Raw genomic sequence first — 20,406 nt, 5'->3', positions numbered from 1 at the left:
ACACATGTCTAAAGATATTCTGGTGCCGGATATCGGCGCGGACGAGGTTGAAGTCACCGAAATCCTGGTTGCCGTGGGCGACAAGGTGAGCGAAGAGCAGTCTCTGCTGAGCGTGGAAGGTGACAAGGCGTCGATGGAAGTGCCGGCCCCCACCGCCGGCGTGGTGAAGGAAATCAGGATAGCGGTGGGTGACAAGGTCGCCACCGGCTCACTGATTATGGTATTCGAATCCGAGGGTGGCGAAGCCGCCGCCCCGGCCGCCACCGAAGCGCCGGCCGCCAAGGCCGAGGCCGCTCCCGCGGCTGCCGGCGTGGCCCTGAAAGAAGTGCAGGTGCCGGACATCGGCGGTGACGAGGTGGAAGTCACCGAAATCGCCGTGGCCGTGGGCGACACCGTGAGCGAAGAGCAGACCCTGCTCACCGTGGAAGGCGACAAGGCCTCGATGGAAGTGCCCGCGCCCTTCGCCGGCAAGGTGGCCGAGATCAAGCTCGCCGTGGGCGACAAGGTCAGCACCGGCTCTCTGATCATGGTGTTCGAAGTAGCCGGTGGTGCGGCCCCGGCCGCCGCCGCGCCTGCCGCCCAGCAGGAAAGCACGCCGGCACCGGCCGTGACCGGCTCCGCCGCCCGCGACGTCAATGTGCCCGATATCGGCGGTGACGAAGTGGAAGTCACCGAAGTGATGGTGGCGGTGGGCGACAAGGTCGCCGCCGACCAGTCCATCCTCACCGTGGAAGGCGACAAGGCCTCGATGGAAGTGCCCGCGCCCTTCGCCGGCGTGGTCAAGGAAATCAAGGTGGGCACCGGCGACAAGGTCTCCACCGGTTCCCTGGTGATGGTGTTCGAAGCGGCAGCCGCTGCTGTGGAAGGCGCCGCCCCGGCTGCCGCGCCCGCCGCCGCACCGGCCAAGGCCGAAGCGCCCAAGGCGGCGCCGGCTGCCGCTCCTGCTGCCGCCCCGGCCGCCAAGGGTGACTTCGTCGAGAACAATGCCTATGTGCACGCCACCCCGGTGGTGCGCCGCCTGGCCCGTGAGTTCGGCGTGGATCTGTCCAAGGTCAGCCCGACCGGCCCGAAACAGCGCATCCTGAAAGACGACGTGCAGAACTACGTCAAGGCCATCATCAAGAAGGTCGAAAGCCAGCCCGCGGGCGTGGCGGTGGCCGGCAACGGCCTGGAAGTACTGGCCTGGCCCAAGGTCGATTTCGCCAAGTTCGGTGAAATCGAGGAAGTGGCGCTGACCCGCATCCAGAAGATCTCCGGCCCCAACCTGCACCGCAACTGGGTCAAGATCCCCCATGTCACCCAGTTCGACGAGGCGGACATCACCGATCTGGAAGCCTTCCGCAAGGAAGAGAACGCCATCGCCGACAAGCAGAAGTTGGGTTACAAGATCTCCCCGCTTATCTTCATCATGAAGGCCGCCGCCAAGGCGCTGGAAGCCTTCCCCAAGTTCTGCTCTTCCCTGTCGGAAGACGGCCAGAGCCTGGTGATGAAGAAGTACGTGCACATCGGCGTGGCGGTGGATACCCCCAACGGCCTAGTGGTGCCGGTGGTGCGCGATGTCAACAAGAAAGGCATTCGCGAGCTGGCGCTGGAACTGGGAGAAATCTCCAAGAAGGCCCGGGCCGGCAAGCTGACCGCCGCCGACATGCAGGGCGGCTGCTTCACCATCTCTTCCCTGGGCGGGATCGGCGGCACCCAGTTCACGCCTATCGTGAACGCGCCGGAAGTGGCCATACTGGGCGTGTCCAAGTCCGACTTCAAGCCGGTGTGGAACGGCAAGGAATTCGTGCCCAGGCTGATGCAGCCGCTGGCGCTGTCCTACGACCACAGGGTGATCGACGGCGCCGACGGTGCCCGCTTCATCACCATGCTGAGTGGGGTGCTGAGCGACCTTCGTCGTTTGGCCCTTTAATGTGACAAGGCAGGCATTCGCCTGCCTTTTTACTTTCTTTTTACAGGCAGAACAGTAAACTTTGGCCCGTTTAATTCAGTAGTGGTCGTAATGAGTCTGGTCCGGCCGGAGGCGGTTTGTCCGGGCGCCGCTGCTTAAACGGGGCAAAAAATCATAATAGAGGTCACCATGAGTCAAGAAGTCAAAGCTCAGGTTGTGGTACTGGGCGCGGGCCCTGCGGGTTACTCCGCCGCTTTCCGTGCCGCCGATCTGGGCCTGGAAACCGTAATCGTCGAACGTTATTCGACCCTGGGCGGCGTTTGTCTGAACGTCGGCTGTATTCCTTCCAAGGCACTGCTGCACATCGCCAAGGTCATCGAAGAGTCCAAGATGATGGCCAGCCACGGTGTGACCTTCGGCGAGCCCCAAATCGACCTCGACAAGATCCGCGCCCACAAGGAAAAAGTCATCGGTCAGTTGACCCAGGGCCTGGGCGGCATGGCCAAGATGCGTAAGGTCAAGGTCGTCAACGGTTTTGCCAAGTTCACCGGCGCCAACACCCTGGTGGTGGAAGGCGAGGGCGGCAACACCACCGTGACCTTCGACAACGCCATCATCGCGGCCGGTTCCCGTCCGATCAAGCTGCCCTTCATCCCCCACGAAGATCCGCGCATCTGGGACAGCACCGACGCGCTGGAGCTGAAGGAAGTGCCCGAGAAGCTGCTGGTCATGGGCGGCGGCATCATCGGCCTGGAAATGGGCACCGTCTACCACGCCCTGGGCTCCAAGATCGACGTGGTCGAGATGTTCGACCAGCTGATCCCGGCCGCCGACAAGGATCTGATCAAGATCTTCACCAAGCAGGTGAAAGACAAGTTCAACCTGATGCTGGAAACCAAGGTTACCAAGGTGGAAGCCAAGGACGACGGCATCCACGTGACCATGGAAGACAAGAAGGGCGAGAGCAAGACCATCGCCTATGACGCCGTGCTGGTGGCCATCGGCCGTACCCCCAACGGCAAGTCCCTGGACGCGGAGAAGGCCGGCGTCAAGGTGGACGAGCGCGGCTTTATCAATGTCGACAAGCAGCTGCGCACCAATGTGCCGCACATCTACGCCATCGGCGACATCGTGGGCCAGCCGATGCTGGCGCACAAGGGCGTGCATGAAGGCCATGTGGCCGCCGAAGTCATCGCCGGCATGAAGCACTACTTCGATCCGAAAGTGATTCCGTCCATCGCCTACACCGAGCCGGAAGTGGCGTGGGTGGGCGTGACCGAGAAGGAAGCCAAGGAAAAAGGGCTGAACTATGAAGTGGCCAGCTTCCCCTGGGCCGCCTCCGGCCGTGCCATCGCTTCCGACTCGTCCTACGGCATGACCAAGATGATCTTCGACAAGGACACCCATCGTGTGCTGGGTGGCGCCACCGTGGGCACCAACGCCGGTGAGCTGCTGGGCGAGATCTGCCTGGCCATCGAAATGGGTGCCGACGCCGAAGACATCGCCCTGACCATCCACGCCCACCCGACCCTGCACGAGTCCGTGGGCATGGCGGCCGAGATGTTCGAAGGCTCCATCACCGACCTGCCGAACCCCAAGGCCAAGAAGAAGAAATAAGTTTTTCCTGGTATCGGTACTGTCAGCGCCCGGCCTGTAAGCCGGGCGTTTTTGTCTGCGCGATAGTGCCAGACTAGCGCCCTGGTATCGCGAGGGGGAGGGTTGGGGAAGGGGTGTCGGCTAAACATCAGTGTGGTGCCCGCCACCTCGGGCGGTACACCGGGTATTCCATTTGTGTCTGCGATCACTTTTCCGGACTAAAGGCTTCACTTATTTGTCAATTAGTCGATATGGTTAGGAGCCACAACAAAAATAACCATTTTCGACCGATGTAAAGGAATACGAGATGCTCTCAAAACTTGGCCACCTGAGTGTGCGGGTCAAACTGACCCTGGGGTTTGCGCTGGTACTGCTGGCCACCCTGACCACCGCCGCTATCAGTTTCTACACCCTTTCTTCCGTTCTCGATCGAGCCCACAAGCTGGAGGAGGCGGGGGCCATCGACCTGCTGTTCAGCAAGGCCCGCCAGTTCGAGAAAAACTACCTGCTGCAGGACGATCCCGAACAGCTGAACCTGGCCAAGGAGACGGTGCTGCAGGCGCGGGCCCAAGCGGAAACACTAAAAGGCAGCCTGGCCGAAGCGGATGATCTGGCCCTGGTCGAGCAGATCCTGGCCGGTACCCAGTCCTATGAAGAAGAACTGACCCAGATGGCGACGCTGAACGAGGATGCCCAGCGCCAGATCTTCGATCTGAACGGCCTGGGCTTTTCCGCCCAGCAGCGGGCCGAATACCTCAGCTCCAGCGACTCCAGCGCCATGAGCTGGCTGGTGAGGCTGGTGGGTATCCGCCTGACCCAGAAGGACTTCGCCCTGAGCCGGGACGAGATCGATGCCATGCAGCTGGCGTCCCGCCTGCGCGGCCTGCTGGTGACCCTGGAAAACCGCCTCAACATGCGTGAAGACGAGGACGTGAAAGAGCTGTACGACCTGCTCAAGCAGTTCCAGCAGCAGCAGGAGCGCTTTATCGAGGCCATCAACGGCCTGGTGGCGGTGGAAGAGCGCATCGGCGCCGTGGCGGGGACCATCGCCGACGGCACCACCACCCTGCTGGCCAACCAGCAGGCGGCCATGGCCCGGGAGAGCAACTGGTCGCGCATCATCATACTGGCGGTCACGGTGGCCGCGCTGGTGATGGGCGTGCTGTTCGCCTGGCTGATCACCCTCGGTATCATCAACCCGCTCAAGCTGCTGGTGTCCCAGGCCAACCGTATTGCCGAAGGGGATCTGAGCCAGGATATCCGCCATAACCGCAAGGATGAGCTGGGCCGGCTGATGGACCGCATGCAGACCATGACCCTCAACCTGCGCCAACTGGTGGGCGAGCTCAACAACAGCGCCTCCCATATCGCCACCTCGGCGGAAGAACTGTCGGCGGTATCGGAGCAGACCCGTACCGGCGTCAACCAGCAGCGGATGGAGCTGGAGCAGGTGTCCACCGCCATGAACCAGATGGCCGCGACCGTGCAGGAGGTGGCCCGCCATGCGGAGGCCGCCTTCGGCTCTGCTCGCACCGCCGACACCGATGCCAGCGCCGGCGATCAGAAAGTGGGCCTGACCATCAGCCAGATCAACAGCCTGGCGGAGGAAATCCGTCATTCGCTGTCCACCATCAACCAGCTGGAAAGCGAGAGCCTGAATATCGGCAGCATCCTCGACGTGATCAAGGGGGTGGCGGAGCAGACCAACCTGCTGGCGCTGAATGCGGCGATAGAAGCGGCCCGGGCCGGCGAGCACGGCCGCGGTTTTGCGGTGGTGGCCGACGAGGTGCGGGCCCTGGCCAAGCGGACCCAGGAGGCGACTTCCCAGATTGAAAGCATGATCCAGGGCCTGCAGACCAAGGCCCAGGAGTCGGTGACCATGATGGGACGGAGCGCATCCATGGCCGAGGAAACCGTGACCATCGCCAACGAGGCGGGCAGCTCCATCCACGCCATTACCCGCTCGGTGTCCGATATTCAGCAGATGAACAGCCAGATCGCCACCGCCTCGGAGCAGCAAAGCTCGGTGGCCGAGGAGATCAACCGTTCGGTGTTCAGCATTCGCGAGGTGTCGGAGCATTCGGCGGCGGCCACCGAACAGACCGCGTCCAGCAGCTCGGAGCTGGCCCGCCTGGGCAACGAGCTGCAGCAGCTGGTCGGTCGCTTCCGCCTGCCGGCCTGATGATGAGCATGCGGTTTGCACGAGCCGCTCCCTCCCCCGGACTCGGGGTTGCCAGAACGGCGCCGCGGTGTCGCCAGGGGGAGGGGGTGTCGGTAGAGGCCTGCTGTGTTCGGCCCGCCCGCATGGGTGTTACGCCGCTGGTCGGGGGGTGGCATTTGGTCGAATAAATTCGACCCTAGGCCCGGACTTCCACCTTTGCGTGAGCGGCAAGGGGTCAGCAGCGGCCCTTCATCGCCTGGCCGGGCGGGCAGAAGCCGCCGCCCCTGTGGGGGGCGCCGTCGCTGACGCGGATGCTGGCGTCCCGGGTACGGATCTCGGCATCCCGCACCCCCAGGGTGGTGGAGCAGGCACTCAGGCCGAGCAGCATGGCCACAGCAATACACAGATTCTTCATGGTTTACTCCCTTCTGTCAGGCGTTCCATTCTACTCTGGTTGCCGCCCGGGCACAGCGACGGCCCGGGCGCGCCCTGACGTCGTTCGTCGCAGCATCCAGCCAGGTCCGCCGGTCCGGCGGGGGAGTCGACTTCCCGCTTCCCGACGTCCGATTTAGCTCCTACAATGCGGATATCCTTTTCCGCCGGGCCGTACCCCCATGATCCGCCATCTCCTGCTGTCGATATTGTTCGTGGCCACCAGCCTGCCGGCCCTGGCCGAACGTCCCAGGGTGGCCCTGGTGCTCAGTGGGGGCGGCGCCAAGGGGGCCGCCCACGTGGGGGTGATCAAGGTGCTGGAGGCCAACCGCATCCCGGTGGATATCGTCACCGGCACCAGCATGGGCGCCTATGTGGCGGGCATGTACGCCCTGGGGCTGGATGCGGAGGAGCTGGAGCGCCAGCTGTTGAGCCTGGACTGGAACCAGGGCTACCAGGACAAGGTCGGGCGCGACGAGCTCTCGCTGCGGCGCAAGCGCCAGAACGACGAATACCTGCTGCGCACCGATATCGGCATCAACCCGGAGTGGCAGCTGAGTCTGCCCGGCGGCTTCTTCCAGGGCCAGGCCATGGGTGCCCTGTTGCGCCAGAGCACCCTCAACCTGCCCGGGCTGAAAAGCTTCGACGAACTGCCCATTCCCTACCGGGCCGTGGCCACCGACATGGAAACCGTGACCCCGGTGGTGCTGGGCTATGGCCACCTGGCCACCGCCATGCAGGCGTCCATGTCGGTGCCCGGGGTGTTGCAGCCGGTCATGGTGAACGGCCGGCTGCTGGCCGATGGCGGCGTGGTCAACAACATGCCGGTGGACGTGGCCCGGGAGCTGGGGGCGGAGGTGGTGATCGCGGTGGACATCGGTGATGCCATGCTGCCCCGGGAGCGGCTGAACAGCGCCCTGGCGATGATCAGTCAGCTCACCAACTACCTGACCCGTTCCAGCACCGAGCGACAGCTGGCGCTGATGACCGAGCAGGACATTCTGCTGACGCCCAACATCGGCGGCATCGGGGTGGGGGATTTCAGCCTGATGCCCGACGCCATCAGCCGGGGCGAGGCGGCGGCCGAGGTCATGCTGCCCCGGCTGCAGGCCCTGTCGCTGAGCGAAGAGGAATACCAGGCCTACCAGGCCCACAAGCTGGACCGGCGCGCCCAGCTGCAACGCACTGACGCGGTCTACCTCGACCGGGTGGTGGTGGAAAACCGCTCCGGCCTGAGCGAGGCGGTGATCCGCGATGTGCTGGGGGTGGTGCCGGGGCAGTTTCATGAAACCCGGGAGCTGGAAGACGGCGTGCGCCGGCTCTATGCCCTCGACGCCTTCGAGCGGGTCAGTTACCGCATCGAAGAACACAACGGCGAGCAGGTGCTGACGGTTATCACCAGTGAAAAGGGCTGGGGGCCGGGCTTTATCGACTTCAAGTTTGCCCTGGAAGACGACTTCTCCAGCCGCTCCAATTACGAGATCGGCGTCCAGTTCCGCCGCACCAACATCAACATGCTGGGCGGCGAGTGGTTGCTGGAGGCGACCTTCGGCAGCAACAAGCAGCTGGCCTCCGAGTTTTATACCCCGCTCGATACCGATTACGACTTTTTCTGGAAAGTGCGCGGCGAGTACGAAAAACGCCGGCGGACCTTCTTCTTCGATGCCTCGGATCCCCAGTTCGAGCTGTTCCGGCCGCTGACCACCCTGGATGTGGACTATGCCACCTGGAGCCTGCTCACCGAGCTGGGCTACAACCTGCGGCCCTGGAGCGAGCTGGCATTCGGGGTGCAGGGGCTGGTCGGCGATATCGAGGCGCGCAATATCGATCAGCGACTCGATATCGACTCGTTCGGACCCTATGTGCGCTTCAGCCACGATACCCTGGACAACGTCTTCTTCCCCAGACGGGGCGAGGCCTGGGAAGTGCGCCTGGGGTACTTTCGCAACAGCCTGGAGGTGAACGGCGGCGAGGAGAGCGTCAGCGGCCTGGACTATGAACTGGAGTGGCTGCGTCCCTATGCCTTCGATCGCCATACCCTGATCGGCAAGCTGTCGCTCGGGGGCTCCAGTGCCGAGCAGGAAGTGCCCACCTTCGCCCGCAGCCTGGGTGGCCTGTTCAACCTGTCCGGTTACCAGAGCGATCAGCTGAGCGGTCGCTACAGCGCCTTCGGCGGCCTGCTCTACCACTACCGCTGGTTCGACAACGACTTCGGTGCCTTCCGCTCGCCGGTGTACCTGGGCGGCTCCCTGGAGCGAGGCGGGGTGTGGAACTCGGGGGCGGACGTGGACTGGCAGAGTTCGCTGATCGCCGGCAGTGTTTTTATCGGTGTGGATACCAACTGGGGGCCGTTATATCTGGCTTATGGCCATGGAGAAGGGGATAAAAACAGTTTTTATCTCTATTTTGGCAATCTGTTCAGCTTCTGATGTTAATGGTTTGTTGGCGGAAAGGGCCATGCCGGATATGCAAAAGTATATTAAAAACATTGGGTTAGTGAGATATTCGACCAAAGGGTAGGGGCGCCGGATTTTAATTCACGGTTAAAACTTATATACTGCTGCGGCGTCCGGACGGGACGCCAGCCCCCAACAAGGATATTCCCGCCCACGGTGGCGAATGATAATAAGAGGATACAGTCGTGCTTGAAGCCTATCGTAAACACGTCGAAGAACGTGCCGCAGAGGGAGTGGTCGCCAAGCCACTCGATGCAGAGCAAGTTGCCGCCCTGGTTGAATTACTCAAGAACCCACCCGCCGGCGAAGAATCCTTCCTTTATGAACTCCTTTCCAACCGTATTCCTCCCGGTGTCGACGAAGCCGCCTATGTCAAGGCCGGTTTCCTCGCCGCCGTGGCCAAGGGGGAGGTGAGCTCGCCGGTGGTCTCGCCCGCCCAGGCCACCGAGCTGCTGGGCACCATGCAGGGCGGTTACAACATAGCGCCGCTGGTCGAACAGCTGGACAACGACGCCCTGGCCCCCATCGCCGCCCAGGCCCTGTCCCACACCCTGCTGATGTTCGATGCCTTCCACGACGTGGCCGACAAGGCCAAGGCCGGCAATGCCCACGCCAAGCAGGTGCTGCAGTCCTGGGCCGACGCCGAGTGGTTCCTGGAGCGGGCACCACTGGCCGACAAGATCACCATGACCGTGTTCAAGGTGCCCGGTGAAACCAATACCGACGACCTGTCCCCGGCCCAGGACGCCTGGTCCCGCCCGGATATTCCGCTGCATGCCCTGGCCATGCTGAAGAACGCCCGTCCCGGCATCGCCCCCGACGAAGACGGCGTGGTCGGCCCGATCACCGCCATCGAGGCGCTGAAGGAAAACGGCTTCCCCCTGGCCTACGTGGGCGACGTGGTCGGCACCGGCTCCAGCCGCAAGTCCGCCACCAACTCGGTGCTGTGGCACATGGGCGACGACATCCCCTTCGTGCCCAACAAGCGCGCCGGCGGCGTGTGCATCGGCAACAAGATCGCCCCCATCTTCTTCAACACCATGGAAGATGCCGGCGCCCTGCCCATCGAATGCGACGTGACCCAACTGCAGACCGGCGATGTCATCGACATCTACCCCTATGAGGGCAAGATCTGCCGCCACGACAGCGACGAAGTGCTGGCCGAATTCAAACTGAAAACCGATGTGCTGCTCGACGAAGTGCGCGCCGGCGGCCGCATCCCGCTGATCATCGGCCGCGGCCTGACCGACAAGGCCCGCGCCGAACTGGGCCTGGGTCACTCCGAGGTGTTCAAGCGCCCGGCCGACGTGGCCGACTCCGGCAAGGGTTACACCCTGGCCCAGAAGATGGTGGGCAAGGCCTGCGGCGTGGCGGGCGTGCGCCCCGGCCAGTACTGCGAGCCGAAGATGACCACCGTCGGCTCCCAGGACACCACCGGCCCCATGACCCGGGACGAACTGAAGGACCTGGCCTGCCTCGGCTTCTCCGCCGACCTGACCATGCAGTCGTTCTGCCACACCGCCGCCTATCCCAAGCCGATAGACGTGACCACCCACCACACCCTGCCGGACTTCATCATGAACCGGGGCGGGGTGTCCCTGCGCCCGGGCGACGGCGTCATCCACTCCTGGCTGAACCGCATGCTGCTGCCCGACACCGTGGGCACCGGCGGTGACTCCCACACCCGTTTCCCCATCGGCATCTCCTTCCCGGCGGGCTCCGGACTGGTGGCCTTCGCCGCCGCCACCGGGGTAATGCCGCTGGACATGCCCGAGTCGGTGCTGGTGCGCTTCAAGGGCGAGATGCAGCCCGGCATCACCCTGCGTGACCTGGTGCACGCCATTCCCTACTACGGCATCAAGCAGGGCCTGCTGACCGTGGCCAAGGAAGGCAAGATCAACGAGTTCTCCGGCCGGGTGCTGGAAATCGAAGGGCTGCCCCAGCTGAAGGTGGAGCAGGCGTTCGAGCTGGCCGATGCCACCGCCGAGCGTTCCGCCGCCGGTTGTACCATCAAGCTGGATCAGGAGCCGATCGCCGAATACCTCAACTCCAACATCGTGATGCTGAAGTGGATGATCGCCGAAGGCTACGGCGACCCGCGCACCCTGGAGCGGCGCATCAAGGGCATGGAGGAGTGGCTGGCCAACCCGGCGCTGCTGGCAGCGGACGCCGACGCCGAATACGCCCATGTGCTGGAAATCGACATGAGCGAGATCAAGGAGCCGATCCTGTGCGCGCCCAACGATCCGGACGACGCCCGCCTGCTGTCCGAAGTGCAGGGCGAGCAGATTGAAGAGGTGTTCATCGGCTCCTGTATGACCAACATCGGCCACTTCCGCGCCGCCGGCAAGCTGCTGGACAAGTTCAAGGGCCAGCTGCCGACCCGGCTGTGGGTGGCGCCGCCGACCAAGATGGACAAGGACCAGCTGACCAGTGAGGGTTACTACGGCATCTTCGGCCGGGTCGGTGCCCGCATCGAGATCCCGGGCTGCTCCCTGTGCATGGGCAACCAGGCGCGGGTGGCGGACAACAGCACGGTGGTGTCCACCTCCACCCGCAACTTCCCCAACCGCCTGGGCAAGGGCGCCAACGTGTACCTGGCGTCGGCCGAGCTGGCGGCGGTGGCGGCGATCCACGGCAAGCTGCCGACGGTGGCGGAGTACCTGGAGTACGCCCAGGCGCTGAACGCCACGGCGGCGGACACCTACCGCTACCTGAACTTCGACGAGCTGGACAGCTACGTGCAGAAGGCCGATACCGTGATCTTCCAGCAGGCCATCTAAGCCCTGGTGAGAACACGCTGAACCAAAGCCAGCCTCCGGGCTGGCTTTTTGCGTTTTAGCCATGTTCGTTTTTGCCGCGGGCGCCGGACCACCGGCATGCTGGGCATCCCCGCTCGTACTCCGCGGTCAAAGTTGAATAGAATTGAGAGTAAGTTTTTTTTAGAATACGCCCGGTGCGACGCCACGAGGGTGTCCGCTTGATGGACGATATCGTTGTATGGAACCGTTTTCTGCCCTGGCCGATGCCCTCTACGGCCTGCTCTGGCTGCCTCTCTGGCACAAGTTCACCGGCCTGTTCGATCTGAATGGGCGCATGGGTATTTTCTTCCTCGCGATCTCCGGGTTGGTGGCCTACGGGTTGTACCGCCGGCAGCGGCGCCAGGGGTATACCCAGGCGAACGGCTTCTGGCACTATCTGGGGGGCCGCGAGGTGTGGTGGCACCCCTCCGCCCGCCTCGACTATCAGTATTATTTTGTTCGTGCCCTGCTGCACCTGGCCCTGGTGCTGCCGGTGCTGATCTGGCTGGATCCCTACCTGTTGCGTTCCGCCGACGTCCGGGGACTGCTGAACGAGCTGTGGGGGGCCAGGCCCTGGGCGGGGGAAAGTACCGGCCTGATGCTGGGCTATGGACTGGGCGCCTTTCTGGTGGCCGACTGCGTGCATTACTGGGTGCACCGGGCCTTTCACTGCCGCTGGTTGTGGGAGTTTCACAAGGTGCACCATTCCGCCACCGTCATGGTGCCCTTTACCGCCAGCCGAGTGCACATCGTGGAGAAGTTGGCCGAGAAGCTGTGCAAGGGGACCGCCCTGGCGCTGTTTGCGGGGCTGTTCTTTTACCTGAGCGGGGGCAAGGTCGGCAAGTACACCCTGTTTGGCGCCAGCTACCTGGTGCTGATCTTCAATTCGTTGGCGGCCAATCTCCGGCACACGCATGTCTGGCTGTCTTTTGGCCCGCGGATCGAACACCTGATCAACAGCCCGGCCCAGCATCAGATCCACCACAGCCGTGATCCACGCCACTTCAACCATAACTTCGGTACCAACCTGTCGCTCTGGGACTGGCTGTTCGGCACCCTGTACGTGACCACGGCCCGGCCCGAGCCGTTGCAGTTCGGCGTCGGCCCCAGGGACAACGAGCGCTATCAACGGATGAGTACCCTGATCCTGCGTCCTTTCTGGGTAACCGGCCTCAAGCTGTGGCGTGCCCTGCAAGGGATTATCCCGGCTGTTCGATCCGCGCACCGGCGAGTAGAATAGCGTTCTTTTTTACTGGTATTCAGCGATGGACTTTGAGTTTTTCCGGGATCTGACCGGGGTGTGCCGGGCGCGCTTTTCCATGGGCCATGAGGCCTTCGGCCAATGGCTGACCGATGAGGTGACGCCGGCGGAGGTGAGCGCCCTGCTGGCGCAGATCCGGCGGCTCGAGGCGCGCCAGGGCGAGGAGTTCAGGAAGGTCTACGCCGAGTTCACGTTGTTGCTGGGCCGGGATGATGTCGAGCTTGCCGCCCATAGCCTGGCGTTCGAGGGCGACCAGCTGGAAGAAGGCATGGCCTATTACGACGACGAGCTGTTCGCCGGCTGCGGCCTGGACGATCTGGCCCGGGTACTGGAGCAATGGCGGGAGTTTATTAAAGCTTGAAACGGTAGGCTGGACGCTTGAAGCTGCCCGATGCTGGCTGTGAATTAAGCCTCATCTGGGTCTTTTTTTCTGCCTGCCCAGGCCACAGGCACAACATATAAACCTCAGCCGGCTCGGGCAGCTTCCCGCATCAGGCTTCCCGCTTACAGCTTGATCTTCCCCCGGCCGCTCTTGATCTTGCCCCGGTGGGTTTTGCTGTCTACCCGGCGGGCCCTGGCGGCCTTGCCCGGTTTGGTGGCCCGGCGCACCTTGATGGGGCGCCCGGCCTGTTGCAGCAGGGCCACCAGGGCGGCTTTGGCGGTTTCCTTGTTCTGCAGCTGGCTGCGATCGGTGTCACAGCGAATGAGGATCCAGCCGGAGGCCAGTATCCGGCTGTCCTTGATGGTCAGCAGGGCATTTTTGTAATACTCGGGCAGACTTGGACTATTGGCATAGTCGAAGCGCAGCTGCACTGCCGAGTCGGTTTTATTGACATGCTGGCCGCCGGGCCCGCCGGCGCGCATGGTCAGAAACTCCAGTTCCCGCTCCGGTATCCTCACCCGGGCCGATACTTCCAGCATCTCCTGCTCCTGTGCACCACTTTGGTGCTTTTATGTTCAAGCCTGCACCAAGATAACATCAAGACCCTGGTCCAGGCCAGGGTGTCACTATTAACTATATGAAAAATATGAAATAAAAAAGTTGGCACAGAGATTGTTTATAGCTAAGGGTCTCAGGCTTACAACACGGAGCTAGCCATGAAAATGATCTGCGCCATTATCAAACCGTTCAAACTCGACGATGTGCGCTCGGCCCTGGCCGAGGTGGGCATAGACGGTATGACGGTATCGGAAGTAAAGGGATTTGGCCGCCAGAAAGGTCACACCGAGCTGTATCGGGGTGCTGAGTACACCGTTGATTTCCTGCCCAAGATCAAGCTGGAGATCGCCACCCAGTCCGATCAGGTGGAGCGGGTGATCGAGGCGATCAGCGAAACCGCCTACACCGGCAAGATTGGCGACGGCAAGATTTTTGTATTTGACCTGCTGCAAACCGTGCGCATCCGCACCGGTGAGCGCGACGTAGAAGCGATTTAAGCGAGGGAACGCATGATGGATGCACTAACCGAAATGAAGTTTGCCCTGGACACCTTTTACTTCCTGATGTCCGGCGTACTGGTAATGTGGATGGCGGCCGGCTTCGCCATGCTGGAAGCCGGCCTGGTCCGCGCCAAGAACACCACCGAGATCCTGACCAAGAACATTCTGCTGTTCGCCATCGCCTGTACCATGTACCTGCTGGTCGGCTATCACATCATGTACGTGGACAACGCCGAAGGCGGCTGGCTGCCGAGCCTGGGCGGCCTGATCGGTGCTCAGGCCGACGGTGCCGACCACGCCCTGGAATCCGATTTCTTCTTCCAGGTGGTGTTCGTGGCCACCGCCATGTCCATCGTTTCCGGTGCCGTGGCCGAGCGCATGAAGCTGTGGGCCTTCCTCGCCTTCGCCGTGGTACTGACCGCCTTTATCTACCCGCTGGAAGGCTACTGGACCTGGGGCGGCGGCTTCCTGTCCGAGTGGGGCTTCACCGACTTCGCCGGCTCCGGCATCGTGCACATGGCCGGCGCCTCCGCCGCCCTGGCCGGGGTGCTGCTGCTGGGTGCCCGTAAAGGCAAGTACGGCAAGAACGGCGAGATCCACCCTATCCCCGGCTCCAACATGCCGCTGGCGACCCTGGGTACCTTTATCCTGTGGATGGGCTGGTTCGGCTTCAACGGTGGCTCCCAACTGCTGGTGTCCGACGTTGAAAACTCCACCGCCGTGGCCAAGATCTTCGTCAACACCAACGCCGCCGCTGCCGCCGGTGCCATCGGTGCCCTGCTGGTCACCAAGCTGACCTGGGGCAAGGCCGACCTGACCATGGTGCTGAACGGCGCTCTGGCCGGCCTGGTGGCCATTACCGCCGACCCGCTGTCGCCCGGTCACCTGTGGGCCGCGTCCATCGGTCTGCTGGCCGGCGTGCTGGTGGTGTATGCCATCGTGAGCCTGGACAAGCTGCGCATCGATGATCCGGTCGGCGCCATCTCCGTGCACGGCGTATGCGGTATCTTCGGCCTGCTGCTGGTGCCGGTGGCCAACGACGACGCCTCCCTGTGGGCCCAGCTGGCCGGCATCGTGGTTATCGGTGCCTGGGTGTTCTTCGCCAGCCTGCTGGTGTGGTACCTGCTCAAGCAGGTGATGGGCATCCGTGTGACCGAAGAGGAAGAGATGTCCGGCATGGACATGATCGACTGCGGTATCGACGCCTATCCCGAATTCGTGACCGTGAAGCAAAGCTGATTGATGACTTGACGAGGCTGCCGAGCCTGGTTTTGGGGAGACCATGATGGTCTCCCTTTTTTTGTCTTCCGTTTGATCCGGCGCAAGGTATTCCGGCCGGGATTCAGGAATCGTATTGCAGATGAAAATTTTTATTATTTAGATAGGGGTTGGCTGTTGATTCCACTCTCTGTCCGGGTATACTTCTGAACGTTAATTATTCTCAATCAACCAAAGGGAATCTGGATGATGTCTAACAAGTTTTTCCTGTCCGCCGCCGCCTTGCTGGTCTCCAGCGTTACCGCCCAGGCCTTTGCCGAAGAAGTGAACGTGTATTCCAACCGTCAGGACTTCCTGATCAAGCCCATCGTCGACGAGTTCACCAAGGAAACCGGTATTCAGGTCAATCTGGTCAACATTCCCGATGGCCTGGGCGAGCGCCTGGAGCGGGAAGGCCGCCTGTCCCCGGCGGATCTGGTGCTGACCGTGGACATCAGCCGCCTGATGGACGTGGTGGAGAAAGACCTGACCCAGCCGCTGGACAACGCCGTGCTGGAAGAGAACATCCCCGCCCAGTATCGCGACGCGGACGGCAAGTGGTTTGCCCTCACCACCCGCGCCCGGGTGGTTTACAGCTCGGTGGAGCGGGTCGGCAAGACCGACGTCACCTATGAAGAACTGGCGGATCCCAAGTACAAGGGCAAGGTCTGTACCCGCAGCGGCAAGCACCCCTACAACGTGGCCCTGACCGCCTCCATGATTGCCGAGCACGGCACCGAGTACACCAAGACCTGGCTGGAGGGCCTGAAGGCCAACCTGGCGCAGAAGCCCCAGGGCGGCGACCGGGATCAGGTCAAGGCGATCAAGGACGGCGTCTGTGATTTCGCCCTGGGCAACAGCTACTACTACGGCGCCATGCTGAACGACGAAAACCAGCGTGCCTGGGCCGAGTCTGCGGCGGTGAACTTCCCCAACCAGGCGGATCGCGGCACCCACGTCAACATTTCCGCCGTGGCCCTGACCAAGCACGCCAAGAACAAGGAAGCGGCGGTCAAGCTGATGGAATACCTGGTGAGCGATGACGCCCAGCACCTGTACGCTTCCCTCAACCATGAATATCCGGTCAAGCCGGGCGTCGAGCCCTCCGCGCTGGTGAAGGGCTGGGGCGAGTACAAGGCGGATGAACTGCCGCTGACCGACGTCGCAAAACATGCGAAAGAAGCGATCCAATTGATGGACGAAGTGCAATACGATCTGTAAAAAGACGGGGGTTCATCCCCCGCTCAGAGTTGTAGATGAAAAGACTTGGTTGGATGGTCAGTAGTTGGGGCATAGCCCTGCTGCTGACTTTGCCTATTCTGGCGCTGATATATGAAGCGCTGTTGCCCGCAGAGGACATCTTCCGTCATTTGTGGAATACGGTGCTGCCCGTTTATATCAACAATACCTTCTGGCTGGTGCTGCTGGTGCTGGGCTTCAGCCTGCTGTGCGGCCTGCCCGCGGCCTGGCTGATGGCCATGTGCGAGCTGCCCGGCAAGCGCTGGCTGCAGTGGGCGCTGATCCTGCCCCTGGCCATGCCGTCCTATATCGTCGCCTTCGTCTATACCGACCTGCTGGATTTTTCCGGCCCGGTGCAGTCGACCCTGAGAGCCTGGTTTGGCTGGCAATCCTCCGCCGACTATGTCTTTCCGCCCATCCGCAGCCTGGGCGGCGCCGCCCTGGTGCTGGGGCTGGTGCTCTACCCTTATGTCTACCTGCTGGCGCGCACCGCCTTCCTCGAGCAGTCCACCAGCCTGATCCAGTCGAGCCGGTTGCTGGGTTGCACCCCCTGGCAGAGCTTCAAGCGGGTCAGTCTTCCCCTGGCGCGGCCGTCCATCGCCGTGGGCCTGTCGCTGGTGGCGATGGAAACCCTGGCCGACTTCGGCACCGTCAAGTTCTTCGCGGTCAATACCCTGACCACCGCCGTGTACGACACCTGGCTCGGCTATGGCAGCCTCAATGCGGCCGCCAAGATTTCGGCCATCATGCTGCTGGTGGTGATGCTGCTGCTCAGCCTGGAGCGGATGAGCCGCAAGCGCCAGCAGGTATTCCAGAAAGGCATGGAGCACGAGCAGGAAACCGGCTACCGGCTCACCGGCCTGACCCGGCTGGGGGCCCTGGTGTTCTGCTGGGGCCTGGTGGTGCTCGGCTTTTTAATGCCCTTCCTTATCCTCTGTTACCATGCGCTGCGCTATTTCGGGCAGGCCTGGAACGCCCGGTTTTTCGAGTACAGCCTCAACAGCCTGCTGCTGTCGACCCTGGTGGCGGCGGTGGCGCTGATGATGGCGCTGTTGCTGGGCATGACCCACCGGCTGAAGGGCAAAAGCCATACGGTGCTGCCCCTGCGGTTGGCGTCCATGGGCTATGCCCTGCCGGGCACCGTGCTGGCCATCGGGGTGCTGGTGCCGCTCACCAGCCTCGACTTTGCCATCAACGACCTGGCGCTGTGGCTGGGGTTCACCGAGCCCGGCCTGGTGCTGACCGGCACCATGACCGCCATCGCCTTCGGCTACCTGGTCCGCTTCGGCGCCATGGCGGTGGGGGCGGTGGAGAGCAGCATCAACAAGGTATCGCCCTCCCTCGACATGGTGACCCAGACCATGGGCTATGGTCCCCGCGCCATGATCATCCGGGTGCACATGCCGCTTATTCGCAAGGGCATGCTGGCGGGGGCCCTGCTGGTGTTTATCGAGTGCATGAAGGAGTTGCCGGCGGCGCTGTTGCTCAGGCCGTTCAACTTCCAGACCCTGGCGACCTACGTATATCAGTTCGTCTCCGACGAGCAGCTTGAAGTGGGGGCGCTGCCGGCCATCGTGATCGTGCTGGTCGGCCTGATCCCGCTGATTTTCTTGAATCGATCCCTGGAGCAGCATCACTGATGGCGGCATTGGATGTGAACGGCATTCGCTGTAGTTATAACGGCAAGGCCATACTGGACAACCTCTCGCTCCAGGTAGTCGAGAACGAAATCATGTGCCTGTTGGGTGCCAGCGGCTGCGGCAAGACCACCCTGTTGAAGGCGGTGGCCGGCCTGCTGCCGGTGAGCCGGGGCGAAATCCGTATCCATGGCCGGCCGATGAATGCGCCGGGTGTGGCGGTGGTGCCGGAAGAGCGCAACATCGGCATGATCTTCCAGGACTATGCGCTGTTTCCGCACATGAATGTGGCGCAGAATGTCGCCTTCGGCCTGCAGAGCAAAGAGAAGAACAAGGCCCGGGTCAGGGCCCGGGTGGCCGAGGCGCTGGAACTGGTCAACCTGGCGGAGCTGGGGGATCGCTACCCACACCAGCTGTCCGGCGGCCAGCAGCAGCGGGTGGCCATCGCCCGCGCCCTGATCTGCCAGCCCCGGCTGATGCTGCTCGACGAGCCCTTTTCCAATATCGACACCCAGGTGCGGATGCGCCTGATCGGCGAGATCCGTTCCCTGCTCAAGGGCCAGGGCATCAGCGCCATCTTCGTCACCCACAGCAAGGAAGAGGCTTTCGCCTTTTCCGACCGGCTGGCGCTGTTCCGGGCCGGCCATATCGAGCAGGTGGGCCGGCCGCAGACCCTGTACCAGCACCCGGAGAGCCGCTTCGTGGCCGACTTCCTCGGGCTGGCCAACTATGTGCCCGCCACCGTGCTCGACAGCCGCACCCTGGTCACCGCCATGGGCACCATCGGTAGCCAGGCCTGCCTGAACGCCGAGCCCGGCACCCATGGCCAGCTGCTGCTGCGACCGCGGCAAATCCAGCTGTCGCTCACCGAGCAGGGCAACGGCCGGGTGCTGGAGCAGCAGTTCCTCGGCAGTCATACCCGCTGCCTGGTGGAATGCCTGGGAGTAACGCTCGAGGTGAGCATCAACGAGCCGCTGCCGGCGGTGAGCCAGGTCAATGTCGGCATAGTGCCTCATGCCCTGACCTTTTTCCCCGATACCCGGCAAGGGCAGCGCGCCGTGGCCTAAAAACGGGGATTTGGGATAAGGGACTCGGGACTAGGCTCCCCGAATCCCGAGTCCCAAGTCCCTGTTTTTCCGGTTATACTGGACCACCCTGGATGACCGAGAGAGCAGGCGATGACAGCACAAGCCGGCATTTGCGCCGAACCCAACCTTCATGCTTACTACCTGATGTTTGATATCCTGCCCGGCTGCCAGCCGGCGGTACGCTCGGCCCTGGCCGAGGTGCCCTCCCTGTGGCGCGAGCTGGCACAGAGTTACCCGGATGCCGCTTTTTCCGGCCTGGTGGCGGTGGGAGACCGGGCTTGGGATACGCTCTATCCCCGTGCCCGTCCGGCCGGGCTGGTGCCTTTCCCGGCCCAGCAGCAGGGCAAGCGGACCGCGCCCGAGACCCCCTTCGATCTGTTTTTCCAGTTACGTGCCGACCGGCTGGACGTGGCCTATATCGCCGTGCAGCGGGTGATGGCGCTGCTGGCCGGACAGGCCGAGCTGAAATACGAGCGCCAGGGCTTCCGCTACCTGGACTGCCGGGATCTGACCGGTTTTGTGGATGGCACCGAAAACCCCCAGGGCGAGCACAGGGCCGAGGTGGCGCTGCTGGCCGAAGGGCCCTTCGCCGGTGGCAGCCATGTCCATGTGCAGCACTACAGGCACAACCTGGTCAAGTGGCAGCGGATGTCGGTAACGTCCCAGGAGGACGTGTACGGGCGCACCAAGGCAGGCAACATCGAGTACGAGTCGGAGCAGAAGCCGTCCACCGCTCACACCAAACGTACCAGCCTGAAGGATGAGGCGGGCAACAGCATGGAAATTCTGCGCCAGAGCATGCCCTGGGGCAGTGCCTCGGAGCAGGGACTGGTGTTCATCTCCTGCTGCAACACCCCGCTGCACTTCACCCGCATGCTCGACAACATGTTCCAGGCCGACCCGGCCGGGCACTTCGATCACCTGACGCTGTTTACCCAGGCCGAAACCGGCTCGGCGTTTTTCGCTCCAGCGCAAGAGTGGCTGGAAAGACAGGGAGAGTAACCGGCCGCTGGAAGCTGGAGGCGGTAAGCCATAAGCGTTAAGCTGATCGAGCCGATGCCGTGAATAAATCAACCAAATAAAAAAGCTGCGAACCCTTGGCAAGGAGTCCGCAGCCTTTACCATTTATTTCCAGCTTCCAGCTTCC

The 20,406-nt window shown here is 62.8% G+C and carries 15 protein-coding genes; 13 read left to right on the top strand and 2 right to left on the bottom strand.

Annotated elements, in window-relative coordinates:
* Window positions 1-4 precede the first annotated feature (4 nt).
* The 3 genes from aceF (at window position 5) to C7H85_RS08345 (ending at window position 5,669) form a co-directional block, all read left to right on the top strand.
* Window positions 5-1,912, top strand: coding sequence for a pyruvate dehydrogenase complex dihydrolipoyllysine-residue acetyltransferase (gene aceF / locus C7H85_RS08355; RefSeq protein WP_106729237.1), 1,908 nt, complete (start codon window positions 5-7; stop codon window positions 1,910-1,912).
* 168 nt (window positions 1,913-2,080) lie between these two features.
* Window positions 2,081-3,508, top strand: coding sequence for a dihydrolipoyl dehydrogenase (gene lpdA / locus C7H85_RS08350; protein WP_106729236.1), 1,428 nt, complete (start codon window positions 2,081-2,083; stop codon window positions 3,506-3,508).
* Window positions 3,509-3,794: 286 nt separating this feature from the next.
* Complete coding sequence (locus tag C7H85_RS08345) at window positions 3,795-5,669, top strand: methyl-accepting chemotaxis protein (protein ID WP_106729235.1); 1,875 nt, start codon at window positions 3,795-3,797, stop codon at window positions 5,667-5,669.
* A gap of 214 nt (window positions 5,670-5,883) precedes the next feature.
* Here C7H85_RS08345 and C7H85_RS08340 read toward each other — a convergent pair whose 3' ends face one another.
* Complete coding sequence (locus C7H85_RS08340; protein WP_106729234.1) at window positions 5,884-6,063, bottom strand: hypothetical protein; 180 nt, start codon at window positions 6,061-6,063, stop codon at window positions 5,884-5,886.
* A 199-nt stretch (window positions 6,064-6,262) separates the two neighbouring features.
* Between C7H85_RS08340 and C7H85_RS08335 the strand changes: the two genes are divergently transcribed.
* The 4 genes from C7H85_RS08335 (at window position 6,263) to C7H85_RS08320 (ending at window position 12,959) form a co-directional block, all read left to right on the top strand.
* On the top strand, window positions 6,263-8,509 hold the full coding sequence (locus C7H85_RS08335; protein ID WP_106729233.1) for a patatin-like phospholipase family protein: 2,247 nt from the start codon (window positions 6,263-6,265) through the stop codon (window positions 8,507-8,509).
* 212 nt (window positions 8,510-8,721) lie between these two features.
* Entirely contained in the window at window positions 8,722-11,319 is a 2,598-nt protein-coding gene (gene acnB, locus C7H85_RS08330; protein WP_106729232.1) for a bifunctional aconitate hydratase 2/2-methylisocitrate dehydratase, read from the top strand.
* Window positions 11,320-11,536: 217 nt separating this feature from the next.
* Complete coding sequence (locus C7H85_RS08325) at window positions 11,537-12,577, top strand: sterol desaturase family protein (RefSeq protein ID WP_106729231.1); 1,041 nt, start codon at window positions 11,537-11,539, stop codon at window positions 12,575-12,577.
* 25 nt (window positions 12,578-12,602) lie between these two features.
* Entirely contained in the window at window positions 12,603-12,959 is a 357-nt protein-coding gene (locus tag C7H85_RS08320) for a YacL family protein (protein WP_106729230.1), read from the top strand.
* A gap of 143 nt (window positions 12,960-13,102) precedes the next feature.
* Here C7H85_RS08320 and arfB read toward each other — a convergent pair whose 3' ends face one another.
* Window positions 13,103-13,519 carry an alternative ribosome rescue aminoacyl-tRNA hydrolase ArfB gene (gene arfB, locus C7H85_RS08315; RefSeq protein WP_106729229.1) on the bottom strand — a complete coding sequence of 139 codons (417 nt, stop codon included), beginning with the start codon at window positions 13,517-13,519 and terminating at the stop codon, window positions 13,103-13,105.
* 177 nt (window positions 13,520-13,696) lie between these two features.
* On the opposite strand from arfB, the gene C7H85_RS08310 reads away from it, so the two are divergent.
* The 6 genes from C7H85_RS08310 to C7H85_RS08285 all read left to right on the top strand — a co-directional run bounded on the left by C7H85_RS08310 (window position 13,697) and on the right by C7H85_RS08285 (window position 20,261).
* Window positions 13,697-14,035, top strand: coding sequence for a P-II family nitrogen regulator (locus C7H85_RS08310; protein ID WP_094040211.1), 339 nt, complete (start codon window positions 13,697-13,699; stop codon window positions 14,033-14,035).
* Window positions 14,036-14,050: 15 nt separating this feature from the next.
* Complete coding sequence (locus C7H85_RS08305; protein ID WP_210433598.1) at window positions 14,051-15,277, top strand: ammonium transporter; 1,227 nt, start codon at window positions 14,051-14,053, stop codon at window positions 15,275-15,277.
* A 228-nt stretch (window positions 15,278-15,505) separates the two neighbouring features.
* On the top strand, window positions 15,506-16,516 hold the full coding sequence (locus tag C7H85_RS08300) for a Fe(3+) ABC transporter substrate-binding protein (RefSeq protein ID WP_106729408.1): 1,011 nt from the start codon (window positions 15,506-15,508) through the stop codon (window positions 16,514-16,516).
* 35 nt (window positions 16,517-16,551) lie between these two features.
* Window positions 16,552-18,174, top strand: coding sequence for an ABC transporter permease (locus C7H85_RS08295; protein ID WP_106729227.1), 1,623 nt, complete (start codon window positions 16,552-16,554; stop codon window positions 18,172-18,174).
* Entirely contained in the window at window positions 18,174-19,238 is a 1,065-nt protein-coding gene (locus C7H85_RS08290; protein WP_106729226.1) for an ABC transporter ATP-binding protein, read from the top strand. Before C7H85_RS08295 ends, C7H85_RS08290 begins: the two co-directional genes overlap by 1 nt.
* 111 nt (window positions 19,239-19,349) lie before the next feature.
* Window positions 19,350-20,261 carry a Dyp-type peroxidase gene (locus tag C7H85_RS08285; RefSeq protein ID WP_106729225.1) on the top strand — a complete coding sequence of 304 codons (912 nt, stop codon included), beginning with the start codon at window positions 19,350-19,352 and terminating at the stop codon, window positions 20,259-20,261.
* Window positions 20,262-20,406: the final 145 nt, after the last annotated feature.

It is taken from the genome of Zobellella endophytica, assembly GCF_003012775.1.
GTDB lineage: Bacteria > Pseudomonadota > Gammaproteobacteria > Enterobacterales > Aeromonadaceae > Oceanimonas > Oceanimonas endophytica.
This window is presented reverse-complemented; position numbering and strand designations above follow the sequence as displayed.